The sequence below is a fragment of the Microbacterium sp. LMI12-1-1.1 genome (assembly GCF_040676455.1).
GTDB lineage: Bacteria > Actinomycetota > Actinomycetes > Actinomycetales > Microbacteriaceae > Microbacterium.
Genome location: NZ_JBEGIA010000012.1, coordinates 1,036,290 through 1,055,898, shown reverse-complemented (window position 1 = coordinate 1,055,898; position 19,609 = coordinate 1,036,290). Strand labels below are relative to the sequence as shown.

Here is a 19,609-nt window from a genome sequence, read left to right as displayed (position 1 = left end):
TGACACGACCCGTGCCGTCGTGACGGCAACAAACCTGGCCATGCTAACAAAATCACTTCTGAGAACCCGCGCCGGCCCGCGCCGGCTGTGCAATTCTCGAGGCCCGTCTCCGACCTGCTGTGCCCGGCCGGCGCGAGTCACTCCAGGCGCGGGGCTTCGCCGGGGTCGTGCGGGTCGAACGGCGCGTCGAGCGACTTCGTGAGATCCGCGAGCATCGCCTCGATCTGGGGCTCGACGAACTCGCCGACCGCGGCCTGGATGCGCAGGCGATGGTGCAGCAGGATGGTGCACACCTCGCGGCCGACCATGTTGGCGTAGTCGTCCGCGAGGCCGACCTCCTGACGGAGCGCGGCCTTGGCCTCCTCGGTCAGCGGCGGCAGGTCCGGAACGTGCGCGTCGGCCTCTTCGGCGAGACCGGCGATCGTGAAGAGGAACGGCGCACCGGGCACCGGCTCAGGATCCAGCGGCAGCCCTTCGAACTCGGGGTCCAGCCCCTCGCCCGGCCGATAGCTGCGCGCGCGGTTGCGGGCCGCCTGCTGGTCGAGCTCCGTCTGCAGCATCGGGAGGTTCAGCGCCGTGTACTCGGCCACCGATCGGTCGACGATCGTCTTGATCCGGGTGGAGAGCCCGTGCTGCACGCCGTGCGGGACATCGGCTCCGAGCCCGGCCGCCGACAGCACCGGCGACCCGAAGCAGCGCCGGCACGGAGCGGTCCGGCCGCGGTGCGTCGCAGGCTCCCACCGCGGCAGCCAGGCGAGCCAGGCGTCCACCGCCTGGCTGACCTGGGTCTCGAGCGACCGCTCCACCCGGTCAACGCTAGTACCCGGCATGTGTTTTCGCCCGGATTCCCGCGGTTCCCGGCTGCCCGGGCATCCGGATCACTCGTCGAACTCGTCCTCCCAGGGCCACCGCGGACGGTGCGCGCGCGTGCGAACGAGCGCGATGCCCGCCCACGCCGACACGAATGCGGCAGCCCCCACCGACACCCCGAACCACGACGTCGCCAGGCGCCCCGCGACCGCCGTCGCGACCCCCAGGTCCGCCCCGGTGAACAGGGCCGCGAGCCACACGCCTCCGATGTACGCGAGGAACGCCGCCGCGGTGGTCCACGCGGCACCCCAGTAGGACGGATGCGGCGACCCGGCGCTCGCGCGCGACGACGGGCTGCCCGCGCGAGCGATCGCCGCCCACAGCCCGCCCGCGAACGCGAGCGTCGCGCACACGACGCCCGCGGCCCCCGGGATCTGCCCGAGGCCGGGCGTCGCGATGACGTCCTCGGCGAGGACGAGGCTCGTGATGCCGAGTCCGAAGATGGTGAGCGCGATGAAGCCGACCGTCGCGAACGCCAGGGCGATCGGCGGCCGCACCGGACCCGCCGACGCCGCGCCTTCCCCGCCACCGGCCATGCCGCCAGCCTACGTCGGCGGCTCCCGCGGCGGAGGGGTGCGGCTACGCGCGGACGAGCTGCGGCCCGGCCTCGAGCGTGCGCTCGTACTCCCGCTGCGCCTCGATGTTGAGCTCGGTCACGCGCTTCGCGCGCGAAGCCGCCCAGGCGCCGAACCAGATGGTCAGCTCGCGCCCGATGACGAACGCGGCGATCGCCAGCGGCGTGAGCAGCTCGGCCTCGGCGAGGTCGCCGCCCTCGGTCGCCGTGAGCTCCCAGAACGGCGCCTGGAAGAGCGCGCCGAGGATGTGGCCGCCGTACGCGGCGATGCCGACCAGGATGCCGAAGACCACCCAGGCGCCCCACCGACCGCGGTTGATGATCGCGCCCAGCACCCAGAAGGCGAAGAAGAAGACCACGACCGGCACCCACAGCGACCAGGTGCCCAGGGCGCCGACGACCGTCGTGCCGACGTTCTCGCCGGTCAGGTCGCCCTCGATCGCGTCGACGCCGAGCCAGACGGCGAGGTACAGCACGGCGAACGCGATGGCGGCGAGGAGGCCGATGGCACCGGCCGCCGCGCGGTTGCCGCGCGGTCGCGGCGCTTCCGGCGCCTGGACGAAGATGGGCTGCGGAGCCGCGGCGGCGACGACCGCCGGCTCGGCGACGACGGGCTCGCTCGGAGTGACGACGGGCGCGGCGACAACGGTCGGCGCGTCGTCGGCAACGGGTGCCGCCGTGGAGGAGTAGTCGAGGGATGCCGCCTCCGGCGATGCCCACGGGTCGGGCTCCGCCTCCGCCGGGGTCGCGGTGGCGGGGGCCACGGCCTCGTCGGCCGGGGCGACGGCGGGCTCGTCGGCGACGGCCGGAGCACTCGCGTCGGACGCATCCGCGGGCGTGGATGCGGCTGCGGTGGAGCTGTCGGCGTCGACCGCATCGCGGCGGGCGGCCTCTGCGTCGGCGAGGCCTTCGTTCGCGCGACCGACGACGTCGTCGACGCCGTTGGGCTCTTCGACGGGCTCGCCGTAAGACGACTTGGGGTCACTCATCGCAGGCACTCCTCACGCAGGGCCAGTCCCCGCAGTGGCAGAGTAGCCCGCGGGCCCGCGCATGCCGCGGAGGCGTGCCGGAGGAATGCGCTCCCGCGTCGCGGCGACCGCCGCCGCGCGGCGCCACTACCCTGGGCCCATGGCAACACCTGCGCGAACGCCTCGCGGCGGCCGGCGCGCGGCGGTCGCGGCATCCGTCCTCCTCGCGCTCGCAGTGCTGACGGCGTGCGCACCCGACGACGCACCCTCCGGCGACGGCTTCACCTACTCGCCCACCCCCACGAGGGACGCGTCCGCGACGCCGACCCCGACGCCGTCGGCGACGCCGCTCGCCGACATCCCCGACGACTGCCACGCGATCCTCACCGCCGACGTGCTCGCGCAGCTCGAAGGCATCCCGCTCAACGACCCGGCCTTCGGGTCGTCGGGCGCACAGCCCGACGGCGGCCTCGTGTGCGTATGGCGCGACCCGGCCACGGACACCACGGGACTGGTCACGACCATCACCTACATGTCGCGCGGCCCCGCCCTCGACATGCTCAACAAGCTCGTGACCGACGAGGGCTACACCTGCTACACCCCCGACGGCGGCACGCGCTGCGAGAAGACCTGGCAGAACGAGACGTACCCGGTGACCGACGGGCGCACGCTGTTCTGGCGCGACGACATCCTCATCGACACCACCTACTCGAACCTCGCACCCAGCGGCTACACGGCCGCTGTCGTCGCGAGCATCTTCGGCTGAGGCGGCCGGATCAGCCCCACACGGTGCGGTCGAGCCGCGCGCCGTAGTCATCGGGGTGCCACTGCGTCTCGACGCTCACGAGCCAGAGCCCGTCGCGCAGCGTGTGCTCCTCGCGCACCGAGCCCTGCGTCCGCGCGCACACCGTGGCGCCGCCGGCGGTACGGCACGAGAACCCGTCGCCCGAGAGCGCGGCCTCGGCGATGGAGACGGCATCCGGGTCGACCTTCGACAGCGTCGTGACGATGCCGCCCGCGTCGAACCGCCAGGTGCAGGTCACCAGCACATCGGGGGCCGCCGCGTCGGCGAAAGAGGTCGCCGTTGTGGCGGGCGGGCCGAGTGACTGGCCGAGGAGCGAGCCGGGTCGCCAGGTCAGCTCGTTCCAGAGATCGTCGGCGTACAGCGTCCGGCAGTCGACGGCCCCGCCGTCCGCCGCCGTCTGAGCGGGGGTCTGCTCGGGCGTCGCGCTCGGCTGCGGCGCCGTCGCGTTGCGCAGCGTGTCGCCGACCCACGCGACCGTCACCGGCAGCATCGGCAGAGACAGCCACACGAGCGCCCCGACGACCGCCCCGCACAGGATCCCCGCGGGCACGGCGATCCACGCGTTGCGACCGCCGATCCGTGCCATGGGGCCCCCACCTCCGCTTCCCACGGTAAGCCGGAACGGCCGGATGGCCTCGACCCACGCCGCGGAACCGGCGGCGGCGGCGCGATCCGGCGAGCGGTGAAGAATACACTCCCGCCGCGCCGAGTTCGACCCCCTCTCTACAACCACCCCGGATGACGGACGGTTTTCTCCCACGGCGGATCCCCAGGCCCGGCACAGCGCCGGACCGACACCGCACGTGAAAGTGGAGGAGGAGGAGCATGTCGACATACGACACCGAACAGTCCGCAGGTCGGAGCGCGGCGACGGGAGACGTGAAGGAGCGTGCCGTCGACACGGTCGCCGAGGTGGACGCGGGCGCGAAGTACGTCGCGGGCGTCGCCGGCGAGGAGGCCGGCAGCGTCGCCCACGACGTCAAGCGCGCCGCCCGAGGGTTCTTCGACGAGACCCGGACGCAGCTGTCGGAGCAGGCCTCGACGCAGCAGCGCCGCGCTGCCGGAGCGCTGCGCAGCACCGGTGACGAGCTGGAGAGCCTGGCATCCGGCACGGCCTCAGGAGCCGGAGGCGCCGCGACCAGCGCGGTGCGCACGATCGGGCAGCAGACGCGCCGGGCCGCCGACTGGCTCGAGCAGCGCGAGCCCGCCGACGTGGTCCGGGAGGTGCGCGGGTTCGCCCGCCGCCACACCGGGGCCTTCCTGGTGATCGCACTCGGCGTGGGCATCGTCGCCGGTCGCCTCACCCGGGCGCTCGTGTCGGACGCCCGCAGCGACAGCGGGATGCCGAACGGCAGCGCGGGCCGGGTGGGCGCCCGTCCGATGGTCGCAGGAAACGGCACGCTCGGCGCACCCGCGGGAACGGCCGGCACGACGGGCTGGAACGACACCGGGGTCGCCGCAGACGGCGACACCCCGATCGGCGACGCCCTGGCGGGCGACCAGGAGAGCATGCCGACCACTCCGGGATCGCAGGGGCTGTCGACTGCGGACGACACCGCGCAGAACGAGTGGTCGCCCAGCGGCGAGGCACGACGATGACCGACATGCCCACGCCGTCGCAGCAGAAGGCGGCCGAGACGTCGCTGGGCGACCTCGTGGGCGAGGTCTCCCGCGACCTGTCGATCCTGATGCGCAAGGAGCTCGAGCTGGCGAAGGCCGAGCTCTCGGAGTCCGCCAAGCGCGCCGGCAAGGGCGCGGGACTCCTCGGAGGCGCGGGATACGCGGCCATGATGGCCGTGCTCTTCCTGAGCCTCGCCCTGTGGTGGGCGCTCGGCACCCTGATCGGCCTCGGCTGGTCGGGCGTCGTCGTCGCCGTCATCTGGGCCATCGTGGCCGGCATCATGTACGCCGTCGGGCGGAGCCGGCTGAAGACCGTGCAAGGCGCGCCGCAGACGGTGGAGACCGTTCGAGAGATCCCCGAGGCGCTCAAGAGGAACGAGGAGAACAGATCATGAGCAACCCAGACCAGATCCGCGCCGACATCGAGGTGACGCGCGACGAGCTCGGACGCGACGTGGACGCGCTCGCCGACAAGGTGTCGCCGCCGAAGATCATGGAGCGTCAGAAGACGAGGGCGCGGCAGGTCATGACCGACGTGAAGGGACGTGTCATGGGCGTCGCCGACGACCTCGGCGACTCGGCATCCTCCACCGGCCACTCGGTCGGGCACGCCGTCGGCGCCGCCGGCGACGCGGTGCGCGACCTCCCGAACAAGGCCAGGCAGACGACCCAGGGCGCACCGCTCGTGGTCGGCCTCCTGGCGGCGGGAGTCGGATTCCTCGTCGCGAGCCTGATCCCCACGACCGACGCGGAGACGCGGTGGAGCACAGCGCTGCGCGACAAGGCCCAGCCGCTCGTCGACAAGGCGGTGGATACGGCGAAGGATGCCGCGCACGAGGTGGCCGAGGGACTGAAGGGCCCGGCGCAGGACGCCGCTCAGCAGGTCAAGGACTCCGCCGTCGCGTCTGCCGAGACCGTGAAGGAGGAGGCGCAGACCACCGCTGAACGCGTGAAGGAGAACGTCACCGAGAACGTGTCGCCCTCCAGCGGCGACGGGGCCGCAGCAACAACCGGCTCCGAGAGCCTGGGCCAGACCGGCACGTCGACGTCGTCCGACCCCCTCGGCTCGGCCGAGAGCGACGACTCCCCCGGCTGGCACCGCCTCGGCTGAGGCATCCGTCCGCAGTGAACGACGAAGGGCCCCGGCGTGATGCCGGGGCCCTTCGTGCTGCTTCGTCTCAGCCCGGTCGCTCGGCGACCGGAAGGGGACTCAGTTGTAGTCGGTCGTGAAACCGTCCGTGGAGAAGCTGTCGAAGTCGACGTAGCTCAGGTCGGCGTCGGTGTACGCGCCGTCCGAGGCGAAGATGCGGTTGGGGTACCGCTCGCTCTTGGCCTCCTCCGTCGCCTCGACCGTGACATCGCGGTACTTCGCGAGGCCGGTTCCGGCGGGGATGAGCTTTCCGATGATGACGTTCTCCTTGAGGCCGACGAGCGGGTCGCTCTTGCCCTCCATGGCCGCCTGCGTCAGGACGCGGGTGGTCTCCTGGAACGACGCGGCCGACAGCCACGACTCGGTCGCGAGCGACGCCTTCGTGATACCCATCAGCTCGGGACGACCCGACGCGGGGCGCTTGCCCTCGGCCACGGTCTCGCGGTTGATGTTCTGGTACTTCTTGAAGTCGACCAGCTCACCCGGCAGCAGCGTCGTGTCGCCGTGGTCGACCACGGTGACCTTCCGCAGCATCTGACGGACGATGACCTCGATGTGCTTGTCGTGGATCGGCACACCCTGCGAGCGGTACACGCCCTGGACGCCGTTGACGAGGTACTTCTGCACCTCGCGAGCACCCTGCACGCGCATGACCTCCTTGGGGTCGAGCGTGCCGACCTGGAGAGGCTGACCGACCGTGACGCGCTGCCCGTCCTCGACCAGGAGCGTCGCGCGCTTCAGGACCGGGTAGACGTGCGGCTCGTCGCCGTTGTCGGGCGTGAGGATGACCTTCTTCGACTTCTCGGTCTCGTCGATCGTGATGCGGCCATCGGCCTCGGCGATCGGCGACGCGCCCTTCGGGGTGCGGGCCTCGAACAGCTCCTGCACGCGGGGCAGACCCTGCGTGATGTCGTCGGCCGACGCGGAACCACCGGTGTGGAAGGTACGCATCGTCAGCTGCGTGCCGGGCTCACCGATCGACTGGGCCGCGATGATGCCGACGGCCTCGCCGATGTCGACGATCTTGCCGGTCGCGAGCGAACGGCCGTAGCACTTCGCGCAGACGCCGACCGCCGAGTCGCAGGTGAGGACCGAGCGGACCTTGATCGACTCGACACCCGCACCGACGAGCTTGTCGATGAGCACGTCGCCGACGTCCTCACCGGCGGAGGCGACGACCTCGCCCTTCGGGTCGACGGCGTCGGCCGCGAGCGTGCGGGCGAACACCGAGTTCTCGACGTTCGCGTCGCGCACCAGCGCACCGTCGGCGCCGGGGGCGGCGATGGTGAACTCGAGGCCCTTGGTCGTGCCGCAGTCCTCCTCGCGGATGATGACATCCTGCGAGACGTCCACCAGACGACGGGTCAGGTAGCCCGAGTCGGCCGTACGGAGGGCCGTGTCGGCCAGACCCTTACGGGCACCGTGCGTCGCGATGAAGTACTCCGCCACCGACAGACCCTCGCGGTACGAGGAGATGATCGGACGCGGGATGATCTCACCCTTGGGGTTGTTCACCAGGCCTCGCATACCCGCGATGTTGCGGATCTGCAGCCAGTTACCACGAGCACCCGACGAGACCATCCGGTTGATGGTGTTGTCGGCCGGGAAGTTGTCCCGCATCGCCTTCTGGACCTCGTCGGTCGCCTCGGTCCAGATCTTGATGAGCTCCTGACGACGCTCGGCGTCGGTGGTGAGACCCTTCTCGAACTGCGCCTGGACCTTCGCGGCCTGCTTCTCGTAGCCCGCGACGATCTCGCCCTTGTTCGGGGGCGTGAGGATGTCGCTCAGCGCCACCGTGACACCCGAACGGGTGGCCCAGTAGAAGCCGGCGTCCTTGATGCGGTCGAGCGAAGCCGCGACCTCCACCTTCGGGTACTCCTCGGCGAGCTTGTTGACGATCTGCGACAGCTTGCCCTTGTCGGCCTGCTCGCGAACGAACGGGTAGCCCTTGGGGAGCGTGTCGTTGAAGATCGCCTGACCGAGCGACGCGTCCACGAGACCGTGGCGCTCGTAGCCCTCGGGGGCTTCGCCCTCGAGGAACGTCAGCCCGGGAACGCGGATGCGCACCTTGGCCTGCAGGTCGAGGGTGCCCTCGTCCTTCGCCAGGATCGCCTCGCCGACCGAGCCGAACACGCGACCCTCGCCGCTCGCGCCCTCCTTGACCGTGGTCAGGTGGTGCAGGCCGATGATCATGTCCTGCGAGGGCAGGGTGACCGGGCGGCCGTCCGACGGCTTCAGGATGTTGTTCGACGCCAGCATCAGGATGCGGGCCTCGGCCTGGGCCTCGACCGACAGCGGCAGGTGCACGGCCATCTGGTCGCCGTCGAAGTCCGCGTTGAACGCGGCGCAGACGAGCGGGTGCAGCTGGATGGCCTTGCCCTCGACGAGCTGAGGCTCGAAGGCCTGGATGCCGAGGCGGTGGAGCGTCGGCGCACGGTTGAGGAGCACGGGGCGCTCGCGGATGATCTCCTCGAGCACGTCCCAGACCTCGGGGCGCGTGCGCTCGACGGCGCGCTTGGCCGCCTTGATGTTCTGCGAGTGACCGAGGTCGATCAGGCGCTTGATCACGAACGGCTTGAACAGCTCGAGGGCCATCTGCTTGGGCAGACCGCACTGGTGGAGCTTGAGCTGCGGGCCGACGATGATGACCGAACGGCCCGAGTAGTCCACGCGCTTGCCGAGCAGGTTCTGACGGAACCGGCCCTGCTTGCCCTTGAGCATGTCGGACAGCGACTTGAGCGCACGGTTGCCCGTGCCCGTGACGGGCCGACCGCGGCGGCCGTTGTCGAACAGCGCGTCGACGGCCTCCTGCAGCATCCGCTTCTCGTTGTTGACGATGATCTCGGGGGCACCGAGGTCGATCAGGCGACGGAGGCGGTTGTTGCGGTTGATCACGCGACGGTAGAGGTCGTTCAGGTCGGAGGTCGCGAAGCGGCCACCGTCCAGCTGCACCATCGGGCGCAGCTCCGGCGGGATCACCGGGACGACGTCGAGCACCATCGAGGCCGGGCTCATGCCGGTCTGCAGGAACGAGTTGACGACCTTGAGGCGCTTGATCGCACGGATCTTGCGCTGGCCCTTGCCCTCCGAGATCTGCAGGTGCAGGTCCTGGGACTCCTGGGCGAGGTCGAACGCCTCCAGGCGGCGCTTGATCGACTCGGCGCCCATGTGGGCCTCGAAGTACTGACCGAAGCGGTCCTGCAGCTCGTGGAAGATCTCGTCTTCGCCCTTGAGCTGGCCGACCTCGAGCGTGCGGAAGTCCTCCCACACCTTCTCGAGGCGCGTGATCTGGTCGTCGGTACCCTTGCGGATGCCGGCCATCTCCTTCTCGGCGGCGTCCTTGACCTTCTTCTTCTGGTCGGCCTTGGCACCCTCCTCCTCGAGCGCGGCGAGCTCCTCCTCCAGCTTCTGGAGGCGAGCGGCGACACGCGCGTCGCGGCGGTCGGCGAGCGTCTTCAGCTCGAGGCGGATGTTGTTCTCCTGCGTCGAGAGGTCGCGGTGGCGCGCCTCCTCGTCGACCGAGATCACCATGTACGCGGCGAAGTAGATGACCTTCTCGAGGTCCTTCGGCGCCATGTCCAGCAGGTACCCGAGGCGCGACGGGACGCCCTTGAAGTACCAGATGTGCGTGACGGGCGCGGCGAGCTCGATGTGGCCCATGCGCTCACGGCGCACCGAGGACTTGGTGACCTCGACGCCGCAGCGCTCGCAGACGATGCCCTTGAAGCGGACGCGCTTGTACTTGCCGCACGCGCACTCCCAGTCGCGCGAGGGTCCGAAGATCTGCTCGCCGAAGAGACCGTCCTTCTCGGGCTTGAGGGTGCGGTAGTTGATGGTCTCGGGCTTCTTGACCTCGCCGTAGGACCAACGACGGATGTCGTCAGCGGTGGCCAGGCCGATGCGAAGCTGATCGAAAGTGGTTGATTCGAGCACTGGTTCTCCTGTGTCGGAAATTCGTTCGTTACCTGGCGCGCTTAGATCTCGTCGATCGACGACGACTCGAAGCGGCTGGAGATGTTGATGCCGAGCTCCTCCGCGGCACGGAAGGCGTCGTCGTCGGTGTCGCGGAGGTTGACCGCCGTGCCGTCGGCCGAGAGGACCTCGACGTTCAGGCAGAGCGACTGCATCTCCTTCATGAGCACCTTGAACGACTCGGGGATGCCGGGCTCCTGGATGTTCTCGCCCTTGACGATCGCCTCGTACACCTTGACGCGGCCGAGGATGTCGTCGGACTTGATCGTGAGGAGCTCCTGCAGCGCGTACGCGGCGCCGTAGGCCTCGAGGGCCCACACCTCCATCTCACCGAAGCGCTGACCGCCGAACTGCGCCTTACCACCGAGCGGCTGCTGGGTGATCATCGAGTACGGGCCCGTCGAGCGCGCGTGGATCTTGTCGTCCACGAGGTGGTGCAGCTTCAGGATGTACATGTAGCCGACCGAGATCGGAGCCGGGAACGGCTCGCCGGAGCGGCCGTCGAACAGCTGCGTCTTGCCCGAGGAGTCGATCAGGCGCTCGCCGTCGCGGTTCGGGGTCGTCGAGTCGAGCAGACCCGCGATCTCGGCCTCGAACGCACCGTCGAACACCGGCGTGGCGACCTTCGTGCCGGCCGGCGCCTCGAAGGCCTGCTCCGGCAGCTGGGCGGCCCACTCCGGGATGCCCTCGACCTTCCAGCCCTGCTTGGCGATCCAGCCGAGGTGCAGCTCGAGGACCTGGCCGAAGTTCATTCGACCGGGGATGCCGAGCGGGTTCAGGATGACCTGGACCGGCGTGCCGTCCGCGAGGAACGGCATGTCCTCGACGGGCAGGATCTTCGCGATGACGCCCTTGTTGCCGTGACGACCGGCGAGCTTGTCGCCCTCGGTGATCTTGCGCTTCTGGGCGATGTAGACCACGACGCGGCGGTTGACGCCCGAGCCGAGCTCGTCGTCGCCGTCCTCGGCGTTGAACTCCTTGACCGCGATGATCGTGCCCTGCTCACCGTGGGGCACCTTCAGCGACGTGTCGCGGACCTCGCGGCTCTTCTCGTTGAAGATCGCGCGAAGCAGGCGCTCCTCGGCCGACAGCTCGGTCTCGCCCTTCGGCGTGACCTTGCCGACGAGGATGTCGCCGGGGCGAACCTCGGCGCCGATGCGGATGATGCCGCGCTCGTCGAGGTCCTTCAGCAGGTCGGGGCTGACGTTGGGGAGATCACGGGTGATCTCCTCCTTGCCGAGCTTCGTGTCGCGGGCGTCGACCTCGTACTCCTCGATGTGGATCGAGGAGAGGGTGTCGTCCTTCACCAGGTCCTGGCTGAGGATGATCGCGTCCTCGAAGTTGTGACCCTCCCACGTCATGAACGCCACGAGGAGGTTCTTGCCGAGGGCGAGCTCGCCGTTCTCGGTCGCGGGACCGTCGGCGATGACCTCGCCGGCCTCGACGCGCTCGCCGGCCGAGACCACGACGCGCTGGTTGTAGCTCGTGCCCTGGTTGGAGCGGTCGAACTTGCGCAGGAAGTAGTCCTGGGTGCCGCCCTCGTCGAGCTGCACCGTCACGACGTCCGCCGAGACCTCGACGACGACACCGGCCTTGTCGGCGGTGACGACGTCACCGGCGTCGATCGCGGCGAAGCCCTCCATGCCCGTGCCGACCACCGGCGACTCGGAGCGCAGCAGCGGCACGGCCTGACGCTGCATGTTCGCACCCATGAGGGCGCGGTTCGCGTCGTCGTGCTCGAGGAACGGGATGAGCGAGGTCGCGACCGACACCATCTGGCGGGGCGAGACGTCCATGTAGCCGATCTCCTCCGAGTGGAAGAGGTCGACCTCGCCGCCGTTGCCGCGACGGGCGAGGACGCGGTCCTGCGCGAAGCGGCCGTCGGCCTTCAGCTCGACACCGGCCTGCGCGACGATGTAGTCGCTCTCCTCGGAGGCGGTCAGGTAGTCGATCTGGTCGGTGACCTTGCCCTCGACCACGCGGCGGTACGGCGTCTCGATGAAGCCGAACGCGTTGATGCGCGCGAACGAGGCGAGCGAGCCGATCAGGCCGATGTTCGGGCCTTCCGGCGTCTCGATGGGGCACATGCGGCCGTAGTGCGACGGGTGGACGTCGCGGACCTCGACGCCTGCGCGCTCACGCGACAGACCGCCGGGGCCGAGGGCCGAGAGGCGGCGCTTGTGCGTCAGACCCGCGAGCGGGTTGTTCTGGTCCATGAACTGCGACAGCTGCGACGTTCCGAAGAATTCCTTGATCGCGGCCACGACGGGGCGGACGTTGATCAGGGTCTGCGGCGTGATCGCCTCGATGTCCTGCGTGGTCATGCGCTCGCGGACGACGCGCTCCATGCGCGACAGACCGGTGCGGACCTGGTTCTGGATGAGCTCGCCGACCGCGCGGATGCGACGGTTGCCGAAGTTGTCGATGTCGTCGACGTCCAGGCGGATCTCGGCCGGCTTGCCGCCGCGCACGCCGTCGAACGTGACGTCGCCGCGGTGCAGACGGACCAGGTACTTGATCGTGGCGACGATGTCGTCGACAGTCAGCACCGAGTCGCTGAGCGGCTTGTCGACACCGAGCTTGTGGTTGATCTTGTACCGGCCGACCTTGGCGAGGTCGTAGCGCTTCGGGTTGAAGTAGAAGTTGTCCAGGAGCGCGCGGGCGGCCTCGGCGGCGACCTGCTCGCCCGGACGGAGCTTGCGGTAGATGTCGCGGAGGGCGTCCTCCTTGGAGAGGATCGTGTCCTTCGACAGCGTCTCCTCGATCGAGTCGAAGCCGGCGAACTCGGCGAGGATGTCCTCGCTGGTCAGGCCGAGCGCCTTCAGGAAGACGGTGACCGACTGCTTGCGCTTGCGGTCGATGCGGACGCCGACCTGGTCGCGCTTGTCGATCTCGAACTCGAGCCAGGCACCCCGCGACGGGATGACGCGCGCCGACACGATGTCCTTGTCGCTCGTCTTGTCGGGGGTCTTGTCGAAGTAGACGCCGGGCGAACGGACGAGCTGCGACACGACGACGCGCTCGGTGCCGTTGATGATGAACGTGCCCTTGCCGGTCTGGAGCGGGAAGTCGCCCATGAAGACCGTCTGGGTCTTGATCTCACCGGTCTGGTGGTTCATGAACTCGGCCTCGACGTAGAGCGGGGCCGCGTACGTCTTGCCGCGCTCCTTGCACTCCTCGATGGAGTACTTCTCGGGCTCGAGGTACGGGTTGGTGAACGAGAGCTGCATGGTCTCGCTCAGGTCTTCGATCGGCGAGATCTCCTCGAAGATCTCCTCGAGACCGCTGATCTCGGGCACGTCGGTGCGACCGTCGGCCTTCGCCTGGGCGACGCGGGCCTTCCAGGCCTCGTTGCCCACGAGCCAGTCGAACGACTCGGTCTGCAGCGCGAGAAGGTCGGGGACCGTCAGCGTGTCGGAGATCTTGGCGAACGAGAGGCGGGATGCTCCGCGTCCGTTCTTAGGGGTGGTGGTGGGGTTGGATGCGTTGCGCGCAGCAGCCAAGGGGATTACCTCCGTGGGCCCGTAGGGCTCGTTTCCTTGTCGTCAGGTGGAGTGCTCTCTTCCCCGAAACCCGCGCGGCACTCCTCGCGTGAACGCGGGGGGGCGCAGGCACAGCCGACCACCATATGAGGGCAGGGGGAATCCAAGAGCGCAAAGACCCACTATACGTCGAACGACGCGCCGTGTCCAGTCGGATCCTTGACGACTTTTGGATGCTGCGGTATAACCCCACGCAGCACGCACCCGCGCACCCGGCCCAAGGGCCGGAGCGCGCGGGCGCGACCTGCTGCTGCCTACTTCTTGCCGAGGTTTCCTCGGCAGGCCATGCCCGGGTTCACGCCGACGTCGATGCCGGCGCTCACGAACATGCCGTAGCTCTGGATGCCCTTGTAGCCGTTCTTCTGGTTGCCCCGCATCGCGAGCATGTCGTCGTCGAAGCCTTCGGGGTTGCCCTCGACACTGTCGATCGTGTCCTGCCCCGAGAACGCGCACTCCGACGCGGAGTTGTTGGCGCCTTGCGCCTCACCGCCGTTGCCGGTCGCCTCTCCTGCCATCGCGGCTCCGCCGCTGCCGAGCACCAGCCCGATCGCCACCGCCGCGCACGCCAAGACCTTCTTCATCGCATTCCCCTCCCCATGGTGACGTCCGAAGCCCCGGATCGGACGAACGGCGACCCCTTCGGCGCCGTCACCGCCGCACCATACTCCTGACGGAAGCCGAGCGGAAGGACTCAACGGGGAGGATCGACCGCTTCCGATACACCGATGCACTGAAACCGTGGCGGAATCGGCCGGACAGGTCCATGATGTGGTCATGACTGGGGGACGATCCCCCGTGATCCGCACGCCCGACCAGCGGATCCGGGTGTTCGTGAGCTCGACCCTGCGCGAGCTCGCCGACGAACGTGAAGCAGTGAGGTCGGCCATCGAGCGACTGCGGCTCGCGCCCGTGATGTTCGAGCTGGGCGCCCGCCCGCACCCTCCCCGCGACCTCTACCGCTCCTACCTCGCCCAGAGCGACGTGTTCATCGGCATCTACGGCGCCAGCTACGGCTGGGTCGCCCCCGAAGAAGCGGTCTCCGGACTCGAAGACGAATACAACCTCGCCTCCCCCGAGATGCCCAAACTCATCTACGTCAAAGACACCGACACCCGCGACGAACGCCTCACCCAGCTCATCGCCCGCATCCAAGCCGACGACACCGCCGCCTACCTCCACTTCCACACCGCCGCCGACCTCGAAGACCACGTCGCCGGCGACCTCGCCATGCTCCTCGCCGAACGCTTCGACCAGTCGCGGCACGACAGTGGGCCGGCGGGCGCGGCCGACATCGGACTCGCGGCGCGAGTGCCGGCGCCGTACACCGAGACGATCGGGCGCGAGGGCGAGCTCGCCGAGATCCGTGCGCTGCTGGCGGGAGGCCTGCACCGGGTCGTGAGCCTCATCGGCCCCGGCGGCATCGGCAAGAGCCGGCTCGCCATCGAGGCCGCTCACGCCGACGCCGATCTCTTCCCCGACGGCGTGTTCTTCGTGCCGTTGGAGGGCGTGCTCGAGCCCGGCCTGCTGCTGCCGACGATCGCCTACGTCCTCGGCGTGCGCGACACCGGCGCGACGACCCTCGAGGAGCGCATCGCGCAGGCGATCGGCGACCGCCATGTCCTGATCGTGCTCGACAACTTCGAGCAGATCATCGACGAGGCTCCCGTCATCGTCGGCCTGTACACGCTGGCTCCGCGCGCGTGCTTCCTCGTGACCAGCCGGAACGTGCTGCGCATCCGCGGCGAACGCGTGTTCGACGTCGAAGTGCTCGAGACGCCCGCCCCCGAGGCTCCCGCGACACTCGCCCAGGCACAGGCCTCCTCGGCGTGCCGGCTGTTCGCCGAGCGCGCCGCCGCCGCCCTGCCGGGCTTCGAGCTGACGGCGCAGAACGCGGCGGACGTCGTCGAGATCTGCCGGCGGCTCGACGGCCTGCCGCTGGCCATCGAGCTGGCCGCGGCGAAGATCCGGCTGCTCTCACCCCACGATGTCGCCGAGAGGCTCGGGAACAGCCTCCCGCTGCTGTCGACATCCGCGCGGGACCTGCCCGACCGGCATCGCACGATGCGCGCGACGATCGACTGGAGCGTGGGCCTGCTGTCCGAGGAGCAGCGCGCGATGCTCGAGGACCTCGGGGTCTTCGCGGCACGTTTCAGCCTGGAGGCGGTCGAGGCGGTCGGCGCGGGGCGCTCGTGGGGTGACCAGGCGATCGAGACGCTCGCCGCGCTCATCGACGCGTCGCTGGTCCAACGGGTCGACTCGGGGGGCCGCTCCGTCTTCTCACTCCTCGCCATCGTCCGCGAGTACGCCCTCGGGGCGCTCGAGTCCCGTGGCGCGGCCGACGAGATGCGCATCGCGCACGCCGACTACTACCTGGCCCTGGTGCGGCGGATCGCACCCCGGCTGCGCGGCGCCGCGCAGATCGACGCCGTCGCCGAACTGGGCCTGGAGGTCCCCAACCTCCGCGCGGCGGCGCGGCACCTGGTTCAGGAGAACCGGCTGGATGACGCCGGCGACTTCGCGTGGACCCTGCTCCCCTACTGGTGGATCTCGGGCTACTTCGCCGACGTGCGCATGTGGATGCTGGAGCTCCTCGACAAGCAGCTGCCGATCACTGCCCGCACCCGTGCGATCGCGACGTTCTTCCCGCTGTGGGCCGAGCTCTGGCAGCGCCCGAGCGATCAGGTGGTCGCAGGTCTCGGCGAGGCCGTGCGCCTCTTCACCGAGAGCGGCGACGAACAGGGCGCCGCGATGGCGCTCGCGGCGCGGGCGTCGACGCGACTGCAGTTCCCCGACCTCGATCCCGCCACGGCGCGCTCCGAGTTCGAGAGCGCGATCGCGAGACTCCACGCACTCGGCGACAGCTGGGCGGAGTCCCTCGCAGAGGTGGCGCTCGGGCAGCTGGGTGTGGTGTGTCGTGACATTCCCGCCGCGCTCGCCCACTTCGACCGCGCGGTCGAGATCGCCGAGGCCGCGGACGACGCCTTCACCCGGGTCGTCGCCGGCAACAACCGCGCCCGCCTGAGGTTCATGCTCGGTGACCGCGACTCCGCCGAAGAGGAGTTCCTCCTCACCCTGACGCTGTCGATACGGCTGCACTTCGTCGACGGGGCGACCTACGGCATAGAGGGGATCTGCGCGGTCGCCGCGGCGCGAGGCGACGGCTGGCGGGCGGGCGCCCTCGCCGCGGCCGCCGCGAAGATCCGTGAGACGACCGGGATGTACGACATCGCAGGGTTCGCGGTGCACCTCGAGCCGCTCGCGGCTCTCCGCGCCGACGACCCCGAGAGCGTCGGGGCCGGCGCGCGGGCCGGGGCGGAGATGAGTCTCGCGGACGCGATCGCGATCGCACTGCCCGACCCCGAAGCCGAAGCCGACCTGCAGGAGAAGGTCCCCTCATGGTGACCGGTCCCGAACGCACGCACGTGATCCGTACGCCCGACCAGCGGATCCGGGTGTTCGTGAGCTCGACCCTGCGCGAGCTCGCCGACGAACGTGAAGCAGTGAGGTCGGCCATCGAGCGACTCCGGCTCGCGCCCGTGATGTTCGAGCTGGGCGCCCGCCCGCACCCTCCCCGCGACCTCTACCGCTCCTACCTCGCCCAGAGCGACGTGTTCATCGGCATCTACGGCGCCAGCTACGGCTGGGTCGCCCCCGAAGAAGCGGTCTCCGGACTCGAAGACGAATACAACCTCGCCTCCCCCGAGATGCCCAAACTCATCTACGTCAAAGACACCGACACCCGCGACGAACGCCTCACCCAGCTCATCGCCCGCATCCAAGCCGACGACACCGCCGCCTACCTCCACTTCCACACCGCCGCCGACCTCGAAGACCACGTCGCCGGCGACCTCGCCATGCTCCTCGCCGAACGCTTCGACGAATCGCGAGTCGCCGCTGCAGCCGAGCCGGAGCCCGAGGCTCCCACCCTCATCGGACGCGTCCCCGTCCCCTACACCCCGACGATCGGCCGCGAGGCCGACATCGACGCCGTGCGCACGCTCCTCGCCCGCGGCACCGACCGCGTGGTGAGCCTGATCGGCCCCGGTGGCATCGGCAAGAGCCGGCTGGCGATCGAGACCGCGCTGGCGTGCGGCGACATGTTCCCCGACGGCGTGTACTTCGTGCTCCTCGAGGGCGTGCTCGAGCCGGGACTGCTGCTGCCGACGATCGCCTACTATCTCGGCATCCGCGACAACGGCGAAGCGGCGCTCGAGGAGCGCATCGCCCACGCGCTCGCCGATCGCCGCGTGCTCATCGTGCTCGACAACTTCGAGCAGATCGTGGATGCCGCCCCCGTCCTGGTGCGGCTGTACACGGTCGCGCCGACGGCGACGTTCCTGGTGACGAGCCGCATCGTGCTGCGCATCCGCGGCGAGCGCGTCTTCGAGGTCGCTCCGTTGACGACCCCGGCCGGCGAGGGTCCGGCGAGCCTGGATCGCGCCACGCGGTCCGCCGCCGTGACGCTGTTCGTGGACCGGGCGCGGGCGATCGACGCCGACTTCGACGTCACCGCAGACAACGCGGGCGACCTCGCGGACATCTGCCGCCGGCTGGAAGGACTGCCGCTGGCGATCGAGCTCGCCGCGGCCAAGGTGCGCATCCTGAGCCCGTCCGGCATCGCGGAGCGTCTCGAGAGCAGCCTGCCGCTGCTGACGGCGGCGGTGCGGGATATGCCCGACCGGCACAAGACCATGCGGGCGACGATCGACTGGAGCGTGAGCCTGCTCCCCGACACGCAGCGCGAGCTGCTCGAAGATCTCGGCGTCTTCGCGACCCGGTTCACACTTGACGCTGTCGAGGCGCTGGGCGAGGGACGCTCGTGGGGCGACGAGTCGATCGACGCGCTCACCGCACTCATCGACGGCTCGCTCGTGAAGCAGAGCGAGGTCGGCGGACGGCGCGTGTTCTCGCTGCTGTCCCTCGTGCGCGAATACGCGCTGGGGCGCCTGAAGGAGCGCGGCGACGCGGTGCGGGTGCGCCGCGCGCACGCCGACTACTACCGGGGCCTGGTGCAGCGGATCGCGCCCGGCCTCGGCGGCAGCGGGCAGGCCGACGCGGTCGTGCGTCTGGGGCTCGAGCTTCCGAACCTGCGCGCCGCGGTGCGCCACCTCATCTACACGAACCGGCTGGACGACGCCGGCGACTTCGCGTGGAGCCTGCTCATCTACTGGTGGATCTCGGGCTTCTTCGCCGAGGTGCGAGTGTGGATGCTCGAACTGCTCGAGAAGCAGCACGACCAGCCCATCACCCAGCACACGCGCGCGATCGCGTGGTTCTTCGCCCTCTGGGGCGAGATGTGGCAGCGGCCCAGCGAGCAGGTGATCGCCGGGCTCGGCGAGTGCGTACGGCTGTTCACGGAGAGCGGCGACGAGGATGCCGCGGCCATGGCCCTCGCCGCGCGCGCGACCGCGCGCGTGCAGTTCTCCCACCTCGACACCGACAAGGCCGATGCCGAGCTGCGCGAGGCGGTCGTGACGCTGAGCGAGCGCGGGAACACCTGGGCGGAGGCCATCACGGAGGTGTCGCTCGGCAGGCTCGCGTGGGTCAGGGGCGCCACCGACGACGCCCTCGCGCACTTCGATCGCGCCACGTCGCTCGCCGAGGCACGCGGCGACCTGTTCACGACGTCGGTCGCCGGCAATCTGCGAGCTCGTCTGAACTTCCAGCTGGGACGCACCGAGGATGCCGAGCGGGAGTTCGTGCACACCCTGCTGCTGTCGATCCGGCTGCACTACGAGGAGGGCGTCGCTTACGGGCTCGAGGGCGTCTGCGCCGTCGCCGCCGCGCACAGCGAGGCGTGGCGGGCGGCTGCGCTGGCGGTCGCGGCCGGCGAGATCCGGCAGCGGATCGGCATCTTCGACGTCGAGGCGTTCACCGTTCACACGCCGTATCTCGAGATCCTGCGCGGTCACGACCCCCAGAGCGTGGAAGCCGGGCAGGCCGCCGGCGCCGAGCTCACGGTCGCCGAGGCCGTGCAGCTCGCGCTTCCCGAACACGAGTGGGAGACCGTCGCCGACACCCTGCGCACCTGGTAGGGGAAGGACGTATCAGCACTGCGCACGCGGTGCTCTGGTGCGGTGAGAAGCGTGCTCGTATGCTGTCCACCGA

General features: G+C 70.0%; 13 protein-coding genes. 6 read left to right on the top strand and 7 right to left on the bottom strand.

All coding sequences use genetic code 11. The features are described 5' to 3' along the window. Positions 1–137: 137 nt before the first annotated feature. The 3 genes from MRBLMI12_RS13240 to MRBLMI12_RS13230 all read right to left on the bottom strand — a co-directional run bounded on the left by MRBLMI12_RS13240 (position 138) and on the right by MRBLMI12_RS13230 (position 2,433). Positions 138–806, bottom strand: coding sequence for a spermidine/putrescine ABC transporter substrate-binding protein (locus tag MRBLMI12_RS13240; protein WP_349426337.1), 669 nt, complete (start codon positions 804–806; stop codon positions 138–140). A 72-nt stretch (positions 807–878) separates the two neighbouring features. After that, positions 879–1,406, bottom strand: a complete 528-nt coding sequence (locus MRBLMI12_RS13235; RefSeq protein ID WP_363356917.1) for a hypothetical protein — start codon at positions 1,404–1,406, stop codon at positions 879–881. Positions 1,407–1,449: 43 nt separating this feature from the next. Next, positions 1,450–2,433 carry an ABC transporter gene (locus MRBLMI12_RS13230; protein WP_363356916.1) on the bottom strand — a complete coding sequence of 328 codons (984 nt, stop codon included), beginning with the start codon at positions 2,431–2,433 and terminating at the stop codon, positions 1,450–1,452. A 139-nt stretch (positions 2,434–2,572) separates the two neighbouring features. On the opposite strand from MRBLMI12_RS13230, the gene MRBLMI12_RS13225 reads away from it, so the two are divergent. Next, positions 2,573–3,178 carry a hypothetical protein gene (locus MRBLMI12_RS13225; RefSeq protein ID WP_363356915.1) on the top strand — a complete coding sequence of 202 codons (606 nt, stop codon included), beginning with the start codon at positions 2,573–2,575 and terminating at the stop codon, positions 3,176–3,178. A 10-nt stretch (positions 3,179–3,188) separates the two neighbouring features. On the opposite strand, the gene MRBLMI12_RS13220 is transcribed toward MRBLMI12_RS13225, so the two are convergent. After that, positions 3,189–3,803: a hypothetical protein gene (locus MRBLMI12_RS13220; RefSeq protein ID WP_363356914.1), complete on the bottom strand. Its 615-nt coding sequence runs from the start codon at positions 3,801–3,803 to the stop codon at positions 3,189–3,191. Between the two features lie 239 nt (positions 3,804–4,042). Here MRBLMI12_RS13220 and MRBLMI12_RS13215 point away from each other — a divergent pair, with 239 nt between their 5' ends. Genes MRBLMI12_RS13215 through MRBLMI12_RS13205 form a run of 3 tightly spaced genes read left to right on the top strand, consistent with a single transcriptional unit; the run spans position 4,043 to position 5,948 of the window. After that, positions 4,043–4,816: a hypothetical protein gene (locus MRBLMI12_RS13215; protein ID WP_363356913.1), complete on the top strand. Its 774-nt coding sequence runs from the start codon at positions 4,043–4,045 to the stop codon at positions 4,814–4,816. Next, a complete protein-coding gene (locus MRBLMI12_RS13210) occupies positions 4,813–5,232 on the top strand; it encodes a phage holin family protein (protein WP_349426329.1) in 420 nt (139 codons plus the stop codon). The genes MRBLMI12_RS13215 and MRBLMI12_RS13210 overlap by 4 nt, the downstream gene beginning before the upstream one ends. Next, positions 5,229–5,948 (top strand): DUF3618 domain-containing protein, encoded by a 720-nt coding sequence (locus MRBLMI12_RS13205; RefSeq protein ID WP_363356912.1) that lies wholly within the window; start codon positions 5,229–5,231, stop codon positions 5,946–5,948. The genes MRBLMI12_RS13210 and MRBLMI12_RS13205 overlap by 4 nt, the downstream gene beginning before the upstream one ends. A gap of 99 nt (positions 5,949–6,047) precedes the next feature. Here MRBLMI12_RS13205 and rpoC read toward each other — a convergent pair whose 3' ends face one another. From rpoC to MRBLMI12_RS13190, 3 genes are all read right to left on the bottom strand, one after another. After that, positions 6,048–9,920 carry a DNA-directed RNA polymerase subunit beta' gene (rpoC, locus tag MRBLMI12_RS13200; RefSeq protein ID WP_363356911.1) on the bottom strand — a complete coding sequence of 1,291 codons (3,873 nt, stop codon included), beginning with the start codon at positions 9,918–9,920 and terminating at the stop codon, positions 6,048–6,050. Positions 9,921–9,961: 41 nt separating this feature from the next. Continuing rightward, positions 9,962–13,462 (bottom strand): DNA-directed RNA polymerase subunit beta, encoded by a 3,501-nt coding sequence (locus tag MRBLMI12_RS13195; protein WP_349426326.1) that lies wholly within the window; start codon positions 13,460–13,462, stop codon positions 9,962–9,964. A 293-nt stretch (positions 13,463–13,755) separates the two neighbouring features. Then, positions 13,756–14,082, bottom strand: a complete 327-nt coding sequence (locus MRBLMI12_RS13190) for a hypothetical protein (RefSeq protein WP_163618826.1) — start codon at positions 14,080–14,082, stop codon at positions 13,756–13,758. A gap of 193 nt (positions 14,083–14,275) precedes the next feature. On the opposite strand from MRBLMI12_RS13190, the gene MRBLMI12_RS13185 reads away from it, so the two are divergent. Both MRBLMI12_RS13185 and MRBLMI12_RS13180 read left to right on the top strand, forming a co-directional pair. After that, on the top strand, positions 14,276–16,903 hold the full coding sequence (locus MRBLMI12_RS13185; protein ID WP_363356910.1) for a DUF4062 domain-containing protein: 2,628 nt from the start codon (positions 14,276–14,278) through the stop codon (positions 16,901–16,903). After that, entirely contained in the window at positions 16,897–19,536 is a 2,640-nt protein-coding gene (locus MRBLMI12_RS13180) for a DUF4062 domain-containing protein (protein WP_363356909.1), read from the top strand. Before MRBLMI12_RS13185 ends, MRBLMI12_RS13180 begins: the two co-directional genes overlap by 7 nt. The last annotated feature ends 73 nt before the right edge of the window (positions 19,537–19,609 follow it).

Coding starts and splice junctions, on each gene's coding strand:
- MRBLMI12_RS13235 (WP_363356917.1), bottom strand. CDS start 1,406: ATGGCCGGTGGCGGGGAAGGCGCGGCGTCGGCGGGTCCGGTGCGGCCG.
- MRBLMI12_RS13230 (WP_363356916.1), bottom strand. CDS start 2,433: ATGAGTGACCCCAAGTCGTCTTACGGCGAGCCCGTCGAAGAGCCCAAC.
- MRBLMI12_RS13225 (WP_363356915.1), top strand. CDS start 2,573: ATGGCAACACCTGCGCGAACGCCTCGCGGCGGCCGGCGCGCGGCGGTC.
- MRBLMI12_RS13220 (WP_363356914.1), bottom strand. CDS start 3,803: ATGGCACGGATCGGCGGTCGCAACGCGTGGATCGCCGTGCCCGCGGGG.
- MRBLMI12_RS13215 (WP_363356913.1), top strand. CDS start 4,043: ATGTCGACATACGACACCGAACAGTCCGCAGGTCGGAGCGCGGCGACG.
- MRBLMI12_RS13210 (WP_349426329.1), top strand. CDS start 4,813: ATGACCGACATGCCCACGCCGTCGCAGCAGAAGGCGGCCGAGACGTCG.
- MRBLMI12_RS13205 (WP_363356912.1), top strand. CDS start 5,229: ATGAGCAACCCAGACCAGATCCGCGCCGACATCGAGGTGACGCGCGAC.
- MRBLMI12_RS13190 (WP_163618826.1), bottom strand. CDS start 14,082: ATGAAGAAGGTCTTGGCGTGCGCGGCGGTGGCGATCGGGCTGGTGCTC.
- MRBLMI12_RS13185 (WP_363356910.1), top strand. CDS start 14,276: ATGACTGGGGGACGATCCCCCGTGATCCGCACGCCCGACCAGCGGATC.
- MRBLMI12_RS13180 (WP_363356909.1), top strand. CDS start 16,897: ATGGTGACCGGTCCCGAACGCACGCACGTGATCCGTACGCCCGACCAG.